Raw genomic sequence first — 18,953 nt, 5'->3', positions numbered from 1 at the left:
CGATTTCATGGCGATTGGAACTATCAAATCAATCCAAGAGTAATAACTTAGTTGCTCAAGTTATTTTTACAAGCTGCCTTATGGCGAGCGGCTGACCAAAGAGCCTGAATAGTATACATAGCCCCACCGTCACCTGTTAACCCAATGACGGTCTTATCGGGGTTAGCAAGTTTTACACCGATCGCCCCAGGTATTCCTACACCCAAGGAACCACCACGAGTCAAGAAGTAGTGTCCTGGTTTCGTTGTCGGTCTATAGCGTGTAACCGCAGGGGAGTTAGTTAAAGCTTCATCAAAGATAATGGCATCTTCTGGTAATTGAGTTGCCAGTTCTGCCATAAACCGAGATAAATGCAGAGGTACGGCATCCCATACAGCGCGATCGCGTGCCAACTCACTTTCATGTTTGGCTATTTTAGCTTGAGTAATTTCAGTAGTTCGAGCCTTAGCAGATTCTTTCTGTTCTGTTGTCATGATTGCTTCAAGAATATTCGCCAGCTTCGCAATGGTCAGTTGAGGATCGCTGACTATCCCAAGATCGACAGGGTGATTTTTAGCAATCTCATAGGCATTGAGATCGATGTGGATCGCCTTTGCACCAGGAGCAAAGATATTACCCCTTTCAGGGAAAACCTCTGGCAAAAGGTAAGTGCCACAAACTAAATTGACATCTCCCTTAGACGTAATCGGCAAGCTGCGATCGCCAAACATATGTCCTGTTGCACCCTGATACAGGGGATGGGCATGGCTCATGTTCAACTCACCAGCATCTGCTTCCCATACCTCTGCACCTAAGAGTTCGGCAACGCGAGCCAGTTCATCCTGCGCCCCAGAAAAAGCAACTCCATCTCCCACAAAAATCATCGGCTTTTGAGCCGCTGCTAGCATTGTGGCTCCAGTCTTGAGCGTTGCTTCATCTGGCATGACTTTGGTGGAGGGAAACGAAGTTGGTCTTACTTCCTCAACCGCAGGAGCATCCAAAACATCCTGTGGCAAGCAAACATACACTGGTCCGGTTGGAGGAGTGGTTGCAATCTTGATCGCCCGCCGCAGCACCCGTAGGAGCGAGGATGGTTCCATTACCATCGTTGACCATTTGGTAACAGGCTTAGCGAAAGCCACTAGATCGCCTGCCATTTGAGCGTCCATTGCTTGATACTTGATTCCAGCATCTCCACCGATAACCACTAGTGGAGAGTGACCCCGCTTTGCCTGGTAAAGCGCTCCGATCGCATTCCCTAAACCAGGAGTACTGTGTATCTGCACGACTGTTGGCTTCCGAGTTGCTCGTGCGTAACCATCAGCTGCCATCACTGCAACAGTCTCTTGCAGCGTCAAAATGTATTTCAGATCTGGGTATTCCCAAAGGGCATCAAGAAAACCCTGTTCAACTGTACCGGGGTTACCAAATATGTAACGGATGCCATCTGCCAGAAATTGCTCCAGAATTGCAAAACGTCCAGTTTTATTAATCATCAATTCCGCCTTGTGCAGAACCTATAGCTTTTTCAGCGTTTTCCTCACCGCTACCAACCGTAGCGAGTCAGTCCCTTCTCCAACACTTGCACCAAGATGCGACCGCACTCGCGAGAAGATGCAGTTGAGCGACTGGTGATGAAGGGATAGTCAACAAGAACCGATGTCTGATGTCCTACATTACCAATAAAAGCACCATCCAATCCCACAGCATCGCGAAGGATGAACTCTAGTGGGTAGAAGGGAGGACCAAAGTTAATGTATCCGTCTCCAAATCCTCTATTAGAGCCATCAATCCCATGAAAACCTTCAAAGCCCGTACCATCTAAGTAATCATAGTCAATGGGATGACCCGTGACGTGCTTGCCCCAGATCAAGCTCCTTTTCTCTCTAAAGTCTCGTGCAAATGCCAGACAAGCAACACCGTAGCACTCGGCTGCAATTGGCTTATTGAGCTTATAAAAGCCAAGAATCAGCTCGTGCAGTCTCTGATTATTTGCTAGATCGATCATTGCTCCACTACCACCGACGATCGCGAGAGCATCATACTCTCCCAGTTCCTCGGCAACGATCTTATCGAGCTTCATGTAGTAAGCTTCCATATCTCTGAGATAAGTTGGAGAGCTAGGATAAGGTCGCTGAGGTATCCAACTTGCAAGATTTTTGGGTCGGTCTAATCGATTTGACTCATTCACTTGCCGCGTTTTTTCAGCCATTTCTTCCGAGGTCACTGACCTACCCAAGGGTGGATCGATGTAACCTGGCGAGCAACTGACTGATAATGGAGTTGGCTTCTTTCCAGTCGGAGTTAGAAATGTGATGTCATATCCGGCAGCGTCACATGCCTCTAACGGACCAATTAGTTCTTCTCCCCAATAACCCCACTCTGATAGCACCAACAGAATTTTTTTCACGACTTCTTCTCCGCTTACATAGTTTGCTGTGACAGAGCGAACTTCGCTAGGAGCGATGGCTAATAACTTGTACCCCTCCTGAGGCAGTCACGTAGTATTGATTAACTGAGCTTAGAATCAACCAAATTAGGCAATGAGTAAAAGACACAGCTCAATTACTGTCAATTACTGGATATCGCGCCTACAGCCGAGAGGTGTAATAAATTCAGCTGTTTATGAACGTAAGAGCTTCGCATTAAACTTGAATTTACGTTTGGGTGAAAATTGAAAGGTAGAATTGCGAAAATAGAGCATAAAAAAAGAGCGTTTCAGTTTCAGGGATAGTCGTAATTTCATTAAAAATTTATGCTGAAATAGCTACAGTTACTACACAATGGTTTCAGCAAATATTTTATATCTAATTCAATTACTTATTTCTATCCAGTTAGAATTCATCTTGTTCTTACGTTTTTTTAAAGTTGTAACTCGTTCGCTAAAAATGATCTTCGCACGAATGAAATTAGTAATGCTAGCTCAAACCATTACTAAAATAGAACTCACTCCTTTATTTAATTCATATTTGTTTTTTGCATTTGCAGCCTAATTTCATAAAAAAATCATGCTGTAAACACATTCTTTTAATGCTAGGAACTAGTGCTAAACCTATAGCGATGATAAAAAAGATATCTCCAATCGAGCCAAACTTTTCTCGTAACTTATTGTATTTCAAGTTCGTTTATTTTGATTGAATTTCATAGTTTTTTAATAACTGAAATTTTGCTTTAGTAGTTCAGATAGTCTCTATCATTTTAGTAAAAGTCTTTGTCAATTCTCTTCAGGAATTGCCTGAGCTAAGAGACTATTTTGTTTGGTTTTCGAGCGCTCTAAATTATTTTTAGCTTCTAGCGTAATGTAGGTTAGCTAAATATCGGCAATTAGCAACAGATAATATTGCCAAAAAAACAACGGGTTTAGTCAATACTTTTATATTTTTAAGCGAAATACGCTCAAGCCTCAACTTTAGCTACTAACAAATATCGTTTTGATTAAATTAGAGCTTAATTAAGTTGTATTCATTTTTGACCGAAGTTTATTTGACTTTGTTCTGAAAAGAGCTAAGTAATTTCTAAGCCGTTGAGAGCTTTAATCTAAAAATATATTTAGATCTCAACTCAACATTCAGTTTTAAAAATTATAGTGGATCGATTGTTATTAGAAAACTTAGTCAAGGCACGACTTAACTTTTCTCTATCGTTCACTCTAAATCATTCTCTCGTTTATGCTGAAATAATTTCACATTTAGTAATAATATACCAATTGCTTATATAGTTTTATTGGCACTATTAAACTAGTGTCATTTGCACTCGATAGCTTTGTTTAAAATTACACCAACAGGATTGTATTTTTTAGAAAGACATACAAATTCTTCACCATTAATCGAGCCGTACAGCCTAGCAAAGAGATATTGAAGCTAGTGAAACTCTCAAGTAATTATAATTGTGACTTCTAACAAACGGTCACTACTTTTGGCAACACAACCTGTGATACGTGGCGCGACAACGCACCTTACTAGTTGATACCATTAGCAAAAAGAGCGATCGCATCTCTTGAGCAGATTTGCAGAAACACTATGGCAAAGCGTAAGAAAACCAATCTCCAGTGGATCAAAGAAACGCTTGAACTAAAGCCCGACCATCGTTGGGAAGCACCATCGAGTTACAAAATTTTTGTCGCAGATCGGGGGGCTGTTCGCTTTAACGTTCCCCAGAATTGGATTTTTGAGCCACAAGAAAGTTCGTTCAAGTTTCGCGATCGCAAACCGCCCAACGATGATTGCTGTCTGGAAATGTCTTTCAATCGCCTGCCACCGCGTGATTGGAGCCTGTTTCCACTAAAATCTACCTTGAAGAAGATCGTAGAAGACGACAGCCGTGACGTTATTGCTAAGGGAGAAATTGTTACCCTTAAGCGCCAAACTGCCAGAATTGTGTGGACGGAGATTAAGTTTATCGACACCCAGGAAGAACCGCGCGAAGCTTTCTCGCGGACTTGCATCGGTTTAGGGTCAAACGTTCAATGCTTGATTACATTCGATTATTGGGCAGACCAAGCAGAACAGTTAACACCCGTTTGGGATGAAGTGATGCGATCGCTCACTTTAGGGCTGTATATCCGCGATCCAATGACTGGTGTGGCTTTTCCAGATTGAACCACAGGTATGAATCGCAAATACATACCATAGGGGCGCATAGCTATGCACCCCTACAATAGCGCCCCTACAATAATTTTCTGTTAACGAACGGCTTTGAGGGCTTCGTACAGTAAGCTGTATCGCTTGAATGCTGCTTCGTATGCAGGGTTTGCTTGTGGCTGTACGACTTTATTATCCTGGGGTAGGATCTCAAACGCCGCCTCTAAATCTGGATGCGCGCCAACTCCTACCATTGCTAGAATAGCAGCTCCATAAGCGGCTCCTTCTTCTGAAGAAGGAGCCATCAGTTCTGCTTGTAAAATGTCTGCCAGAATCCGCAACCAAGTGTTAGATCTCGCGCCTCCACCCGTTGCTAAGAGTTGATGAACGGGCGTAATCTCACTAACGATCTCCATTGCCGTTCGCAAGCTAAATGCAACCCCCTCTAAAACGGCACGAACCAAATCTGCCTGTGTATGAGCCAACGACAGGTTAACCCAAGCCCCGCGAGTATCAGGATCGAGGTAGGGGCTGCGTTCTCCTGCTAAATGGGGTAGAAATAGCACCCCACGCGCACCAGGTAGCGATCGCTCTGCCATCTCCATCAAATCGGTAAAGGCAAGCTTTGAGGCAAATGTATCTTTGTACCAACGCAGCGCCCCACCAGCCGCTAGCGTCACTCCCAGTAAGTGATAACCACCGTCAGCATGGCAAAACAAATGCACTCGCCCTTCAGGATCGGGAACCGGGCGATCGCACGGGACAAAAATAACTCCCGATGTACCGATACTGAGACTGCCCCGGTTTAAATGACTAGACGAAATACCCAAGCCAATCGCCGCCGCTGCATTGTCACCACCACCCGCAACCACAGGTAATCCAGCAGGTAATCCCGTACGACTAGCTATTTCCGATTTCAACCGTCCGGCGATCGCGGTGGATTCAACTACGGCAGGAAATAGCCCTACATCGATCTCCAAGGCATTCAGTATATCTGCATCCCATTGCCGCGCTAGATTCAAACATCCCGTACCGGATGCGTCAGAAGGCTCTGTCACTGCCTCCCCTGTCAGCACGTATCCAAGATAGTCTTTTGGCAAAAGAATCTGCTGTAGGCGATCGTATGCCTGCGGTTCTGCTGTCTGCAACCACACCACCTTCGGCAGTTGAAATCCCGTAATTGCTGGATTTCCCGTGCGTTGAATTAACTCTTGTCGCCCAATTGCAGTTTCAATGGCATCAACCGCTGTACCCGTGCGCTGGTCGTTCCACAAAATTGCCGCTCTAATCACTTTACCATCTGCATCGAGCGGTACCATACCATGCATTTGTCCAGATAAACCCAGGGCGATCGCTGAGTGTCCGTTCAGCTTTTGCGTCAGATCTGACAGGGCTTCTAGACTAGCTGCAACCCAATCAGCAGGGTTTTGCTCAGTCCAACCAGGTTGTGGTGTTAACAGGGGATAGCTTCTCGTCGTCTGCGCGATCGGTTTCCCTTGGAGATCGACTGCGATCGCTCGCACCCCTCCCGTACCCAAATCTAAACCAATAACAACTTCAGCCAACCGCTTTTTCCCAAATTCACAAATCCTATCTTAGCGATTTTAAAATGGCGATTGGTTTAAGCTCAGAAGAGAAATAAAATATTACCTCTGAAGCCAACGCCAATAATAGCGATTCCACTGATAAATTCCCTGAATTTCATACTCCATACCCGTATTTATTAAACGAATGATGCAACTAGTAATAATATCTTCACCATTACGAACCTCGTTAACTTGAAGCACGGTACAGACAAACCATTGACGGCTGCAAGGTCCTTCATCTTGAACCCACTCCCACAAAGCATTAGAGACCTCAATGCGATCGCCTACTTTCAATTTCATTGGCGGTTCGTCATCAATTTCTACATATTTTTCAAAATGAGATGGTTCGATCCGATTGAGCCAAGATAAGCCAAAGCGATCGCGAATAAATTGGACGCTGCCTGAATCTCGCTCTTGCAGCCAATCGTTCATTAGTTGAACTTTCCAAGGTCGTTCCTGTCGCTCCTTTTCCCTCACAAACTGTAAAAAACTTTGTCGTTGTTCGAGAGTCAATTCGTCTAGAGGATTTATTTCCTGCCACTCCTGACGATTGCTATTTATCAACCCTTCTTTACAGAGTGATTCCAACACCACTTGCCGCAGAATTTGTTGCTGCTGGGGATTCAAAGGGTAATTCATGGCATCGCAGCGGGCGATCGCTGCTTGCAAGGCTGCTTCTATCTCACCTGGAGTCATAGCCAATAGCACGTTACTGCTAATTTCTATTTTCTTAATTATTACAGAGGGACGAGGAGTGAGGAGACAAGGCAGCGGGGGGAGACAAGGGAGACAAGGGAGACAAGGCAGACAAGGGAGACAAGGCAGACAAGGCAGACAAGGGAGACAAGGGAGACAAGGGAGACAAGGCAGACAAGGGAGACAAGGCAGACAAGGCAGACAAGGCAGACAAGGGAGACAAGGCAGCGGGGGGAGACAAGGGAGACAAGGAAGAATAATTACCGTCAACTGTCAACCAATTACCCATTACCAACTACCAATTACCACTGGTCACCGATAACTGGTCACTGGTCACTGATTAGGGTAAGCTGAGGTTCTAGTCCCGATTAAGATTACAGTTAAAAATATGCGGCGGATTCTGGCTTTAGTTTTCTCTTGCTTTGTGGGAGCGATCGCCTGGTTTAGCCCCTGGTTATATATACCCCCTGCTCATGCCCTGACTCAAATTAAATTAACTAATCTTGATTATCATGAGTGTCCCGCCGAGCTAGCAGCAGGAGCAGTGACAAGTGGTGGTAACACCAGGGCAGCAAAGTGCTTTATTGTCACTGGTAAAGCTGAAAATTCCACGAATAAAACTGTTTATGATGCTGATATTTTCGGACGAGTTTACGATGCTAATAACGACCCGATGATTCAAAACCGCACTCGTCTGGGTTCAATTCCCGAAATCCCACCAGGAGTTAGCGATTTTGAAATGCGACTCTCCGTTCCGGCAAATCAGCCTTTACCTTTACAGTTGAAACAATTTAAAGCAGCGGGTTTTGCTGCCCAAATCCGTAAATAAAGAGGGAACAGGGAACGGGGAACAGGAAATGGGCAAAACTGTTCCCTTCGCTTATTTCCTTCTATAGCCTTTTTCAATTGGATGAAATACAAGATCTGTAGGGGCGCACAGCTGTGCGCCCCTACGAATGTATCGCATCATAACGAGAATCGTTATATCTTAAAAACCCATTGTCGGAGATCCGCTCAATCCACCGACCAAACTACCCGCCAAATTGAGTAAAAGAATTGCCAAGATGGGAGAAATATCAATCCCACCTAGAGGCGGGATAATTGAGCGAAACAAGTTTAAGTAGGGGTCTGTAATTTGGCTCAACGCTGCGAAAGGCTGATTGTACCAGTCAATACTGGGAAACCAGGTCAGCAAAATCCGAATAATAATGAGAACAGAATAAATTTGGATGAAGGTTGCAAGTGTATTTACCAGCAGCTGGGTTGAACTCATAGATGGGTAACTTTCCTGTCAAATATCAATAGTCACAATTCTTTTCAATCTAACCGATCTTTGCGACTAGCAAAGGAGAGAACTGGTTGAGGGTGACATCATCCGTTAGTATCAGCAACCTGAATAGAATAATACTATTCTAGGGCGCGATGTCTTCTTCTCGGTGCGGGACGCGCTCGGAATCCCCTACTCGTTCCCCATTGACTTGTCCTAACGTCAAGCGTACTTCGTCAATTGTCTCATTCAACTGGGCAATTTTATCTTCTAAGCTGCGGCGGGCAATTTCGATACTTTGTTCCGAAGCAGCTTTAAATTGTCGCCGCGATCGCCTGTTGTTAGATCCGGCTAGATTGGCATTGCGTCGATCTGGATCGGCTGCTTGTTCTGACGATCTTTGGGTAACTAGCAGTGCGCCGATCGCACCTCCTAACACACCTCCTACAATCGTCCCGGCGATAAATCCAGTGCTAAATCCATCACGCTGACTCACAATCTCACCATCCCAAAGAATACGATCCCAGCTGCATCTTACCTTATGTGCTGAACCTTATGTACCGAAGGTGCGATCGCCTGCGTCTCCCAATCCTGGCACAATAAACCCTTGGCTATTCACTCCCTCGTCAATGGTTGCCGTGTATACAACTAAGCCGGGATACGCCACACTTAATTTTTGTAAAGCTGGGGGAGCGGCAACAATGGAAATAATTCGTGTTAGCGCCGGATCGACTCCCCGTTTGGTTAGTTCGCTCATTGTCATCATAATCGAACCTCCCGTTGCTAACATCGGTTCGGTAATCAACACCCGCGTCCCAGGTGGAAACTGAGCTGGTAATTTATTCAGATAGCAACTTGCTTCCAGCGTTTCTTCATTACGCACCAAACCGAGATGGTAAATCGATGCTAAAGGTAATACAGTTTGCGCTGACTCTAGCAATGCTAAGCCCGCTCGTAAAATTGGGACGATCGCGATCGGCACTGTAGGATTAATCATTGTTGCCGGACAAGTAGCTAGAGGCGTTTGCACGGTTAATTCCTCTGTTGGCAACCATTCGCGTACTGCTTCGTAGGTCAACCATCGTCCTAGTTCTGTCATTGCGCTTTTAAATAGCACAGAAGGGGTATCAGCATCGCGAGCAACACCCAACCAATGCTGAATTAATGGGTGGGGAGGAACGTAAACGCGCAGTTGCAATGTCATGAATCTCTAGAAGGCAAGGTGATGCAATTGTTGAATCATCATACTCTGTAGAGACACAAAATTTTGCTAACGGGTAGACACGCGAAATTACTCTCCCTTACATCAGGTAGGTCATCTTGGCAATAGTTGAGAATATTTTTCATTAGTATTGACATTTATTCTCAATCAAGTTTATATTGTTTCTCAAGTGTTCTCCTCTCTTTAAGGATCGGCAGACGGGATTGGTCAGCAAGTGCGGCTAATCCCTATTTTTTTAGGGGTGAGGAGCGAGGAGCGAGAGGAAGAAAAGGTACACTATAAATTCAGTAAAGACTTTTAAAGTGCTAACCCCATGCCTGCTGTTCTACCTGCCTCTAACCCTTACTCCTCACCCCTCACTCCTCACTCCTCATTTGATGCCATCATCATCGGCTCGGGCATTGGGGGATTGGTGACAGCAACTCAACTAGCAGCCAAAGGCGCTAAAGTCTTAGTATTAGAACGCTACTTGATTCCTGGTGGTAGTGCAGGATACTTCGAGCGAGAAGGCTACCGTTTTGATGTTGGGGCATCGATGATTTTTGGCTTCGGCACGCAAGGAACGACTAACTTATTAACTAAAGCCTTAGCCGCAGTTGATGTGAGCCTGGAGACAACTCCCGATCCCGTGCAAGTTCAATATCATTTACCCAAAGGTTTAGACTTAAAAGTTCACCGCAATTATGAGAAGTTTTTGCAAGAACTGACAGCCTATTTTCCCCACGAACGCCAAGGCATCCGCAAATTTTACAACGAATGCTGGAAAGTTTTCAACTGTCTCAACAGTATGGACTTGCTGTCGTTAGAAGAACCTCGGTATTTGACGCGAGTTTTCTTTCAGCATCCTTTTTCTTGTCTGGGGTTAGCCAAGTATTTGCCTCAAAATGTTGGCGATGTGGCACGACGTTATATTAAAGACCCGCAACTGTTGCAGTTTATTGACATAGAGTGTTACATCTGGTCGGTCGTTCCTGCCAACATGACACCGATGATTAATGCAGGGATGGTGTTTTCAGACAGACACTATGGCGGGATTAATTACCCCAAAGGGGGTGTGGGTCAAATTGCGCTGAAATTAGTAGAGGGGTTAGAAAAGGCTGGCGGGAAAATTCAGTATGAAGCGAGAGTGACAAATATTCTGACTGAAAACGGACGGGCTGTAGGCGTACAACTGACATCAGGAGAAGTCTATCGTGCCAAGCGCGTTGTTTCTAATGCGACTCGTTGGGATACATTTGAAAAATTACTGCCAGCCGAGAAAATGCCTCCCTCGGAACAGAAATGGCAGCAAAGATATCAAAAATCTCCTGGTTTTCTCAATTTGCACTTGGGAGTTAAAGCAGATGTGTTAGCACCAGGAACCGAATGCCATCACGTTTTATTAGAAGATTGGGACAAGATGGAGGCAGCAGAAGGAACGATTTTTGTTTCGATTCCAACTTTACTAGATCCCCAGTTAGCACCTGATGGATATCATATCGTCCACACTTTTACTCCTAGCTGGATAGAGGATTGGCAAGGATTATCGCCTACTCAGTACGAACAGAAGAAAGAAGATGCAGCCGGACGTGTAATCGATCGCCTCGAAAAGATTTTTCCTGGTCTAGATGCAGGTTTAGACTATATGGAGGTAGGCACGCCTCGCACCCATCGTCGCTTTTTAGGACGAGATGACGGGACGTATGGACCCATACCTCAGCGTAAGTTATTGGGATTGTTAGGAATGCCATTTAATCGCACGGCTGTACCTGGGTTGTATTGCGTCGGCGATAGTACATTTCCAGGGCAAGGATTGAATGCAGTTGCGTTTTCGGGGTTTGCCTGCGCTCATCGAATTGCTGTCGATCTGGGATTGTAGCGTTTAAATAGCAGCATTACGGCAGTTTATCTGATTGCTTTAACTGGGCTTTGGCACGCTGCCAGAGAGCTTCTAATTCTTCTAAAGAGTAATCTGTTAGGGGACGACCTGCTAATGTTTCGACTTGAGATAAGCGCTGAATAAAACGCTGATTTGTACCTTGTAAGGCAGCATCAGGATCGAGATCGTACCACCGCGCTAAATTAATAATGACAAATAGCAAATCTCCCAGTTCTTCTTGTTGCCTTGCAGGAGATTCATGGGCGATCGCCTGTTGAAATTCTGCCAATTCTTCGTTAAATTTTTCCCAGACTCCTTCTACATTGTCCCATTCAAAACCGACTGCCGCAGCTTTGCGCGAAATCTTCATTCCGGCGGTGAGGGGTGGGAGTGTTCGAGCATATCGTAAAAGTTTATTGGTCAGTTTTTCTGCTGCAATTGGCGATTCACCTTTTTCCGCAGCTTTGATTGCTTCCCAATTTTGCCGCACTTGTTCGACGTTTTCTACAGTGACATTGCCAAAGACGTGAGGATGGCGGCGAATTAGTTTTTGGGTAATGCCTTGAGCAACTTCTGCCAAACTAAAATCACCCACTTCTGAAGCAATTTGGGCTTGCAGAACGACTTGTAATAGTAAATCTCCTAGTTCTTCCGCGATCGCATTTTTATCTCCACTCCGAATCGCGTCAACGACCTCATAAGCTTCTTCAGTAACGTAGGGAATTAACGTTTCTGGTGTTTGGACTAAATCCCAAGGACAACCACCATCAGGCGATCGTAATTTGGCTACTACATTAATTAGATCTTGTAAGGCGGCGAGAATTCGCTCTTTTGTCATTGGTAGTTGGTAGTTGGTAGTTGGTAGTTGGTAGTTGGTGAGCAAATTACGACTTACGACTTTTCCTTTGCTCCCTCAGCTTCCTCAGCTCCCTGGGCTCCCTCAGCTCTCTTCTATCTCCTGTCTCCTTTTTTCTGACTATTTTGCCACGTTGCGGTGGGAGATTGCGGTTTTTTTGTTTCTGCTGGCGTTTATAGGTAGAATGGCTCCAATCGCTAATAACGTGGCTCATCGCTCCTAATTCTAGTCCGAGACAGAGCGCGATCCATTCGGTGGTATGGTGAGTTAGCGATCGCTTGACCGTTTCCCACCAGGTCTGCCAGTGCCATCCCACATTCCACACAAATTGAGCAATTCCCAAAAAGAAAAGTCCTAAAATACTTAACCAGATAGCAAGGTAGATGAGGCGTAGGATCGTGCCGATCGCGAATCCGTGAGACAGTATGGAACGGTGCTTGACGGTTTTTTGATAAGGTATCCAAATCCAGCGCGCGTAACCCCAACGCTGGTACTGTCGAGAGTAGAGATCCAAGTCGGGACCAAACATCAGCCCGCTGAATAAATATGCCCCTGATAAGATTAATGTAATATTGCCGCTCTGAGTTTGTCCGAAGGCGATCCCGGCAACTACAGGTAAACTCCAGAGAGTGATGCGATCGTGTGTTTGACCAGAGGGCATGGGCTTGTTTTGGGTTAATTATTCGTAATTGGAACAAGGGGGACAAGGGGGACAAGGGAGACAAGGGGGACAAGGGAGACAAGGGGGACAAGGGAGACAAGGGGGACAAGGGAGACAAGGGGGACAAGGGAGACAAGGGAGACAAGGGGGACAAGGGAGACAAGGGAGAATGGTTTGTGGCAAACAAAAAATTTTTGGAAAAACTGGATCTAAATCGTAGATGTTTGCTATGATAAACATCCGTGAGAAAAACGGCTACACGGGCGATTAGCTCAACGGTAGAGCGCCTGCCTTACAAGCAGGATGTTACAAGTTCGAATCTTGTATCGCCCATAAGTTATCAAAAAATAGAGGTCAAAACTGCTATGGGACAACAACCATAAGTTGTCCCATTCAGATAAGACAATCCCCCCTAGCCACCTAACAACAGGTAGAACAATGTCCCCCTTTTTAAGGGGGGTTGGGGGGATCTTCGAGGATCGATCGCTTTTAACTGAACCGTATTGCTGTATAAGAGTAAAAAATAAAAAGTAGAGACGTTGCATAACACATCTCTACTTTTTGTAAGTTGCCTAACTTGACAGCTAAAATGCTAGCTCTGACCTTATTTAGGCATTTTGACTTTTGACTGATGTACGGACGGGTTTAAGGCAGAATGCTCGGTTCTAGAACAGATCTCTTCTAAAAACCCGCCCCTACAAATGCTTGCCTTTTGACTTTTAACTTTTAACTTTTGACTTTTGTGCTAGATTTTGGCTTCTTCTTTGACTAACTTGTCCCAACCCAAGTCTTTGAGGTTGTTATTGCGACGTAGGGGTCGAGTTACCAATTCGAGAATATCGCGGGCGTTGGTAAAGCCGTGAATTTGCGCAAATGTGAACTCTACAGACCACTTGGTATTGATTCCCCGTGCTTCTAGGGGGTTAGCATGTGCCATACCTGTAATTACCAAATCAGGCTTCAACTCATAAATCCGCTGGACTTGGTTGTAGTTGTCCGGCTTCTCAACAATTTTAGGTAAGGCTACGCCCATTTCTTGACAAGTTTTTTCTAGCATTGCCAATTCAGCCGCTTGGTAGCGTTTATCCATATATGGAATGCCGATTTCGGGTACGGTCATGCCACAGCGAATCAGGAATCTTGCCAAAGAGATTTCGAGTAAATTATCTCCCATGAAGAAGGCAGATTTACCGCGAATCAATTGCACGTAATCTTCTAAATTTGCCCAAATTTGAGCTTCTCGTTCGTCTAACCCTTTGGGAGTGATGCCAAATACAGAGCAAATTTTTTCAACCCAAGCGCGAGTGCCATCGGGACCAATTGGAAAGGGTGCGCCGATGAGTTTGCACTTGCGACGACGCATTAAAGTTGTTGCCGTCCGCGATAAGAAGGGGTTGACACCAACGACATAATACCCTTCTTCTAGAACTGGTAGTTCGGTGTAACGCTTGGCAGGTAGCCAGCCAGAAACTTTGATCCCCTGTTTTTTTAATTCCAAGGTAAGTTGGGTAACAACCGGATCGGGGAGAGAACCAAATAATACTAGTGGCGGATGATTGACATACTCAGATTCTTCTTGGGCAAGTTCTTCTTTTTTCTTCCCAAAGTGGAGCAGTTTTTGAATCGCGTTGCGTTCGTTTTTCTCAGTCTCGGCTACAGGTGCTTCATTCGGACAACGGGCTGCCATTGCTGCTAGAACTGTATCTTCCCCTTGGGTAAAGGCGTAGTCTAAGCCATTTGCCCGCGCTACTACGATGGGGATACCGATCTCGGATTCTAACTTGGGTGCTAAGCCTTCCAAGTCCATTTTGATGATTTCGGTGGTACAAGTGCCGATCCAAACAATCACGCTGGGGTTGCGATCGCGCTTAATTTGCTCGCACAATCGCTTTAACTCCTCATAATCGTTCAACTGGGCGGAAATATCCCCTTCTTCTAGTTCTGCCATCGCATAGCGAGGTTCGGCAAAAATCATCACCCCCATAGCATTTTGCAAGAAATAGCCGCAGGTCTTCGTCCCAATTACCAAAAAGAAACTATCTTCAATTTTTTGGTAAAGCCAAGCAACGCAACTGATTGGGCAAAATGTATGATAATTGCCAGTTTCGCATTCAAAATTGAGTGCTTCCGGTTGTGCCAAAGTCATAAATCGGTGTTCTCCCCTTCTGATTTAAAGGATGAATGGGGAGCCGAGAGACACGGGAGACAAGGAGGACAAGGGAGACAACGGAGGAAAGATTCATTCAATATCTAAAATTCCCCGACTCCCGACTCCCGACTCCCGACTCCCCAATTAAAATTCAGGAAATAAACGTGAAATCTCGTCGTTGCCAGTTTTACCTTCTCTAGGACGGTTAGAACTCGCAGACTGTTCGTCCGCCCAGATATCGCCGAAGTCAGACTGACTAAAATTTTTTTTTGCGTCAGGTGTTTGCCCAGTTGCCTGCGCTGTTGTAGGAGGGACATCACCCGTAGATAATGCATCTAGTTCGCTTTCGGCGCGATCGTCCATCATACCCATGAGCGCATCCATTTGCGTGTCAGGATTAGAGGGATGGGGGTTTCCCATCGGATTGTGCGGGCGATCGCTTTGCATCTTTTCTGGGTCAAAATTTAACTCCAGAACGTCAATCAAAGCATTGAGATCGGGATTGAGTTTAGTAAAAGGAATCATTAATTCCGCTAATTGCGGTTCCAGCGCGCTCACAACTCCCAGGATGAGGTTAGAAGATGGTCGCCTTCCACCATCGGGCGTGGTGACGTATTCTACTTCCATTTGCTTAGCAATCCAAGCATGATTGGCATGAAAGAATTGCACCCACTTTTGTTTTAAAGATGCCGTTAAGTCTGTGAAAAATGCCATCTACTTTACACCTCATCCAAAAATACTAGACCGATCAAACCATCATCAAGTCTAGTTCTTCTTCTGGAGTTGGAACAGGTGGTTTGGTGGGATTGAGGTAAAAATCAGACAACAGGGCAAATAATTCGCGATCTGGCGAGTCATTTGGCACAACTCCTTCTGGACGCGCCAAAATTTGGTCGGCGACGTTGAGATAGTAATCGCAGACGTAATTTAGGGAAGGATCGGACTCAGCCATTTCAAACAAAGTCTTGCCTTTGACGCGAGAAACGCGAATATCTTCGATGAGTGGCAATACTTCTAATACGGGCATGGGTACAGATTCGATATATTTATCGATCAGGTCGCGCTTAGCGGTACGATTGCCGATCAATCCTGCCAATCGTAGGGGGTGGGTGCGTGCTTTTTCTCTCACAGAAGCAGCAATGCGGTTGGCTGCAAACAAGGCATCAAAACCGTTATCGGTGACAATCATGCAGTAGTCAGCGTAGTTTAATGGAGCAGCAAAGCCACCACATACCACGTCACCCAATACGTCAAATAGAATCACGTCGTATTCGTCAAAGGCGTTGAGTTCTTTTAACAGCTTGACTGTCTCGCCAACGACGTAACCACCGCAACCTGCACCCGCTGGTGGTCCCCCTGCTTCAACGCAATCTACGCCACCGTAGCCTTTATAAATCACGTCCTCAGCCCAGACATCTTCGTAGTGATAGTCTTTTGACTGAAGCGTATCGATAATGGTGGGAATTAAAAATCCTGTCAGGGTAAAGGTACTATCGTGCTTTGGATCGCACCCGATTTGTAAAACCTTTTTACCGCGCTTGGCAAGAGCGACAGAAATGTTACAGCTCGTTGTAGATTTACCGATGCCACCTTTTCCGTAGACTGCAAGTTTCACGTTGGGTTGGCTCCTATCGTTGTTTTGTTATGGCTCTGGCTCAAGAAGTACACGAAGTCAAAAGTCAAAAGTTAAAAATCAAAAGCCCTATGTTGTGGGCATTTGGTACTTTTCCTTATTGATGATTTATTTCTGTCGTGCTGTACTAGCTTGCCGATCGCCGTTTTTGGTTCGATTACTTGTCATTATCTGGCAAGGGCAAGGGAAATGAAAGGGCATCTTCAGATAAAAAAGAGAGTAAATCAGTATTTCTGAGCTAAAAAAGTAATATTTTCTCTAATATCCTCCGAAAACTCTATTTAAGCTTAAATTATCCTACTAAAACAATTTTGTGTTTTTATTTTATATAAATAGTTACAAAATACAAATAAACTTGTTTGTGGAAACGATCGCGATCGCCGAGTCCCAAAGCTAGAGTATTTATACTTATTAAACTTGTAATGGCGATCGCAAATATCGCCCTAATCCCTCTTACTCGGGGCGATCGAGGTGTCCTCTGATGAAGAGTTAAATTTTGCTGAAATTGAGCTACGTTACGAGACAAATAGCAAAACTATGGCGATCGCACTGTGAAAATGGAGTTAGCTGGTAAGGAAAGCGGTTGGGAATAAGCGATCGCTCAGTTTATACAAAGAATCATTAATTTTCTCAAGCCATAGACTCAGATCCCCCCTAGCCCCCCTTTCCAAGGGAGGAACAAAAGCCCCTCTTTCGACACTAGGAATAAAAGTCCGCTTCTGACAGTATGAACAAAAGCCCCCTTCCGACGGTGTGAACAAATCGCCCCCCTGCCAACGCCACAAACAAAAGCCCCCCTTAAAAAGGGGGGTTGGGGGGATCTCTTTTGCCGTAGTCGAAAATTCAAAAGGCACGAAATATAGATGCGATATGCGATCGCAAATTCTCGCTCCTAGCAGTAGAATCTACTGTATGCCGATACTACTAACTTAAATTTCTATCTACACTTGCCACAAAATCTCAGGTTTAGAAGAAATAAGGAAGATTTACGCGATCGCAGCTCTAGTTATGGCTGGTATCATATTCTGCCAGTAATTTGCATTGCCAGCTTTTTCTTCTACCTACAAGCCCGTTACTTGCATTTAGCAGCGTTTCCATTTACTGACGAAGGAGTTTATGCAGAAGCGGGTCGATTGATGTTGGAAGGACTCGCCCCCCACAAAGATTTTCCGCTTTGGCATCTGCCGCTGTTACCGCTATACAGTGGCATCGTCTTGAAATTAACCGGAAATATGTATTGGGTACGGCTGTTATTTCTTGCTTTAAATTGCTTTGCCGTCGTTCCCTTTTATTTAACTTGTAAAAAGTTACGAGATAATTCTTCAGCCGCCATTCTTGCCATTTTATTTTACCTGACATTTCACGAACTGATGTTTCAGGATTTTCGATTTCTAGCAATTAGACAAATGGCAAACAATTTTCTAATTGTATTCTTTTATTTAGGGGTCTGTCAAAAGCAGTGGAAATGGAAGCCAATAGTACAAGCTCTCTTATTTGGCTTGTCCGTGTTACTATTTTTACCTAACTTATTAAATTTTTCTTTTCTGGCTTTGGCTATGAGCTACTCTGAAGAGTCAAGAGTACAGCGATCGCGAGAATTAAAAAAATATTTTTTACTCGGTGTTCTAGCAATATTTATCTTATTTATCTATTTTGTGTTTTTTCCTCGCAGTCTTGACCAAATTGTATTCGGACAAATAAACCGCGAAGCAACTGGGAGATTCGAGCGGTTATTTGTTCTTTTACAAGCTAAAAAAGATATATATTTATATCTACTTGGTTGCGGCGGACTAATCTATACTGCTATCTGGCAAAGGAAATTAAGATTTTACGCTTTAGCATTCCTTGGCTTAGTTGTAACTAGCACCTTTCTTTCTTCAAACTTCTTTCCTCACTATATGTCAGGTGCTGCACCAGCATTTGCTTTTGGTATATTTGGGTTAGGAATAGGAATTTACCAATTTTGTCAACGTCTTCCTCTAAGTGCGATCGCTGCAAATTTTATCTCGTTAATTATTTATATCCTGCTTTTTTCATATCAATTTTCAAATACATTTCCCTCGTTGTACGAGCAATGGACAAATAATCGTAATCCTAGTTATTATCAGACAGTTGTAGCACTTACCAAAACGCCCGAACCACTCCTAACTATGGAACCTATCTTTGCTGTTGAAGCAGGAAAACAGCTGGTCAGAACTCCAATTGAAATCTATTTTCGCGCCCCAGGAATTGATTTTCCCAATCCAGATGTTGCAAATAAGTTTAGTCAACAAGATTTTCAAGCTATGGCAACTGAAGCCTGCACGATTTTTTTAGAAGGCAAGGGCGAACAAGTTTTTCCGATTGAGTTACAAAAACGATGGCGAGCAGAATTTCAGACTTTTCAGAAAACTCGCTGGGGAACTATTCTGGTGACAAATAACTTTGGTTGCCATTAATTATCAGTTGTCAGTTAAAGGTTGTTAA

Annotated in this window: 17 protein-coding genes, 1 tRNA gene and 1 pseudogene; 7 read left to right on the top strand and 12 right to left on the bottom strand. The window is 44.6% G+C overall.

Features of this window, described 5'->3' with window-relative positions; all coding sequences use genetic code 11:
• Positions 1-50: 50 nt before the first annotated feature.
• Together DSM107010_RS11885 and DSM107010_RS11880 are read right to left on the bottom strand one after the other, a co-directional pair.
• Positions 51-1,475 (bottom strand): annotated as a pseudogene (locus DSM107010_RS11885) (thiamine pyrophosphate-binding protein); the annotation flags it as partial.
• A gap of 50 nt (positions 1,476-1,525) precedes the next feature.
• A complete protein-coding gene (locus tag DSM107010_RS11880) occupies positions 1,526-2,389 on the bottom strand; it encodes a type 1 glutamine amidotransferase domain-containing protein (protein WP_106167772.1) in 864 nt (287 codons plus the stop codon).
• Between the two features lie 1,609 nt (positions 2,390-3,998).
• Here DSM107010_RS11880 and DSM107010_RS11875 point away from each other — a divergent pair.
• Positions 3,999-4,577: a hypothetical protein gene (locus DSM107010_RS11875; protein WP_015156467.1), complete on the top strand. Its 579-nt coding sequence runs from the start codon at positions 3,999-4,001 to the stop codon at positions 4,575-4,577.
• Positions 4,578-4,660: 83 nt separating this feature from the next.
• On the opposite strand, the gene xylB is transcribed toward DSM107010_RS11875, so the two are convergent.
• Both xylB and DSM107010_RS11865 read right to left on the bottom strand, forming a co-directional pair.
• Positions 4,661-6,124, bottom strand: a complete 1,464-nt coding sequence (xylB, locus tag DSM107010_RS11870; RefSeq protein ID WP_106167771.1) for a xylulokinase — start codon at positions 6,122-6,124, stop codon at positions 4,661-4,663.
• 81 nt (positions 6,125-6,205) lie between these two features.
• A complete protein-coding gene (locus DSM107010_RS11865; protein WP_015156465.1) occupies positions 6,206-6,841 on the bottom strand; it encodes a hypothetical protein in 636 nt (211 codons plus the stop codon).
• Between DSM107010_RS11865 and DSM107010_RS11860 the strand changes: the two genes are divergently transcribed.
• Together DSM107010_RS11860 and DSM107010_RS11855 are read left to right on the top strand one after the other, a co-directional pair.
• Positions 6,783-7,163, top strand: coding sequence for a hypothetical protein (locus DSM107010_RS11860; protein ID WP_127023030.1), 381 nt, complete (start codon positions 6,783-6,785; stop codon positions 7,161-7,163). The genes DSM107010_RS11865 and DSM107010_RS11860 overlap by 59 nt on opposite strands.
• Before the next feature lie 66 nt (positions 7,164-7,229).
• On the top strand, positions 7,230-7,670 hold the full coding sequence (locus DSM107010_RS11855; protein ID WP_015156464.1) for a hypothetical protein: 441 nt from the start codon (positions 7,230-7,232) through the stop codon (positions 7,668-7,670).
• Positions 7,671-7,829: 159 nt separating this feature from the next.
• On the opposite strand, the gene DSM107010_RS11850 is transcribed toward DSM107010_RS11855, so the two are convergent.
• From DSM107010_RS11850 to upp, 3 genes are all read right to left on the bottom strand, one after another.
• Positions 7,830-8,114, bottom strand: a complete 285-nt coding sequence (locus tag DSM107010_RS11850) for a YggT family protein (protein WP_015156463.1) — start codon at positions 8,112-8,114, stop codon at positions 7,830-7,832.
• A 139-nt stretch (positions 8,115-8,253) separates the two neighbouring features.
• Positions 8,254-8,604 (bottom strand): ssl2009 family thylakoid membrane protein, encoded by a 351-nt coding sequence (locus tag DSM107010_RS11845; RefSeq protein ID WP_015156462.1) that lies wholly within the window; start codon positions 8,602-8,604, stop codon positions 8,254-8,256.
• Between the two features lie 57 nt (positions 8,605-8,661).
• The gene (gene upp / locus DSM107010_RS11840; RefSeq protein WP_015156461.1) at positions 8,662-9,312 is read right to left on the bottom strand and encodes a uracil phosphoribosyltransferase; all 651 of its coding nucleotides are present in this window, start codon (positions 9,310-9,312) and stop codon (positions 8,662-8,664) included.
• Positions 9,313-9,643: 331 nt separating this feature from the next.
• Between upp and crtH the strand changes: the two genes are divergently transcribed.
• Positions 9,644-11,188 (top strand): carotenoid isomerase, encoded by a 1,545-nt coding sequence (gene crtH / locus DSM107010_RS11835; RefSeq protein ID WP_015156460.1) that lies wholly within the window; start codon positions 9,644-9,646, stop codon positions 11,186-11,188.
• 16 nt (positions 11,189-11,204) lie between these two features.
• On the opposite strand, the gene mazG is transcribed toward crtH, so the two are convergent.
• The gene (gene mazG / locus DSM107010_RS11830) at positions 11,205-12,026 is read right to left on the bottom strand and encodes a nucleoside triphosphate pyrophosphohydrolase (protein ID WP_106167773.1); all 822 of its coding nucleotides are present in this window, start codon (positions 12,024-12,026) and stop codon (positions 11,205-11,207) included.
• Between the two features lie 46 nt (positions 12,027-12,072).
• Entirely contained in the window at positions 12,073-12,705 is a 633-nt protein-coding gene (locus DSM107010_RS11825; protein WP_015156458.1) for a metal-binding protein, read from the bottom strand.
• Here DSM107010_RS11825 and DSM107010_RS11820 point away from each other — a divergent pair.
• Together DSM107010_RS11820 and DSM107010_RS11815 are read left to right on the top strand one after the other, a co-directional pair.
• Complete coding sequence (locus DSM107010_RS11820; RefSeq protein WP_041462593.1) at positions 12,687-12,938, top strand: hypothetical protein; 252 nt, start codon at positions 12,687-12,689, stop codon at positions 12,936-12,938. The two genes, DSM107010_RS11825 and DSM107010_RS11820, sit on opposite strands and share 19 nt — an antisense overlap.
• A 28-nt stretch (positions 12,939-12,966) precedes the next feature.
• Positions 12,967-13,038 (top strand) — tRNA-Val (locus DSM107010_RS11815).
• A 412-nt stretch (positions 13,039-13,450) separates the two neighbouring features.
• Here the strand turns inward: DSM107010_RS11815 and DSM107010_RS11810 are convergent.
• From DSM107010_RS11810 to bchL, 3 genes are all read right to left on the bottom strand, one after another.
• A complete protein-coding gene (locus DSM107010_RS11810; protein ID WP_106167860.1) occupies positions 13,451-14,851 on the bottom strand; it encodes a ferredoxin:protochlorophyllide reductase (ATP-dependent) subunit N in 1,401 nt (466 codons plus the stop codon).
• 147 nt (positions 14,852-14,998) lie between these two features.
• The gene (locus DSM107010_RS11805) at positions 14,999-15,568 is read right to left on the bottom strand and encodes a DUF5331 domain-containing protein (protein ID WP_106167859.1); all 570 of its coding nucleotides are present in this window, start codon (positions 15,566-15,568) and stop codon (positions 14,999-15,001) included.
• Positions 15,569-15,602: 34 nt separating this feature from the next.
• On the bottom strand, positions 15,603-16,469 hold the full coding sequence (bchL, locus tag DSM107010_RS11800) for a ferredoxin:protochlorophyllide reductase (ATP-dependent) iron-sulfur ATP-binding protein (RefSeq protein ID WP_106167858.1): 867 nt from the start codon (positions 16,467-16,469) through the stop codon (positions 15,603-15,605).
• A 965-nt stretch (positions 16,470-17,434) separates the two neighbouring features.
• Here bchL and DSM107010_RS11795 point away from each other — a divergent pair.
• Positions 17,435-18,925, top strand: a complete 1,491-nt coding sequence (locus tag DSM107010_RS11795) for a hypothetical protein (protein ID WP_106167857.1) — start codon at positions 17,435-17,437, stop codon at positions 18,923-18,925.
• Positions 18,926-18,953: the final 28 nt, after the last annotated feature.

The organism is Chroococcidiopsis cubana SAG 39.79, from assembly GCF_003991895.1.
GTDB lineage: Bacteria > Cyanobacteriota > Cyanobacteriia > Cyanobacteriales > Chroococcidiopsidaceae > Chroococcidiopsis > Chroococcidiopsis thermalis.
This window is presented reverse-complemented; position numbering and strand designations above follow the sequence as displayed.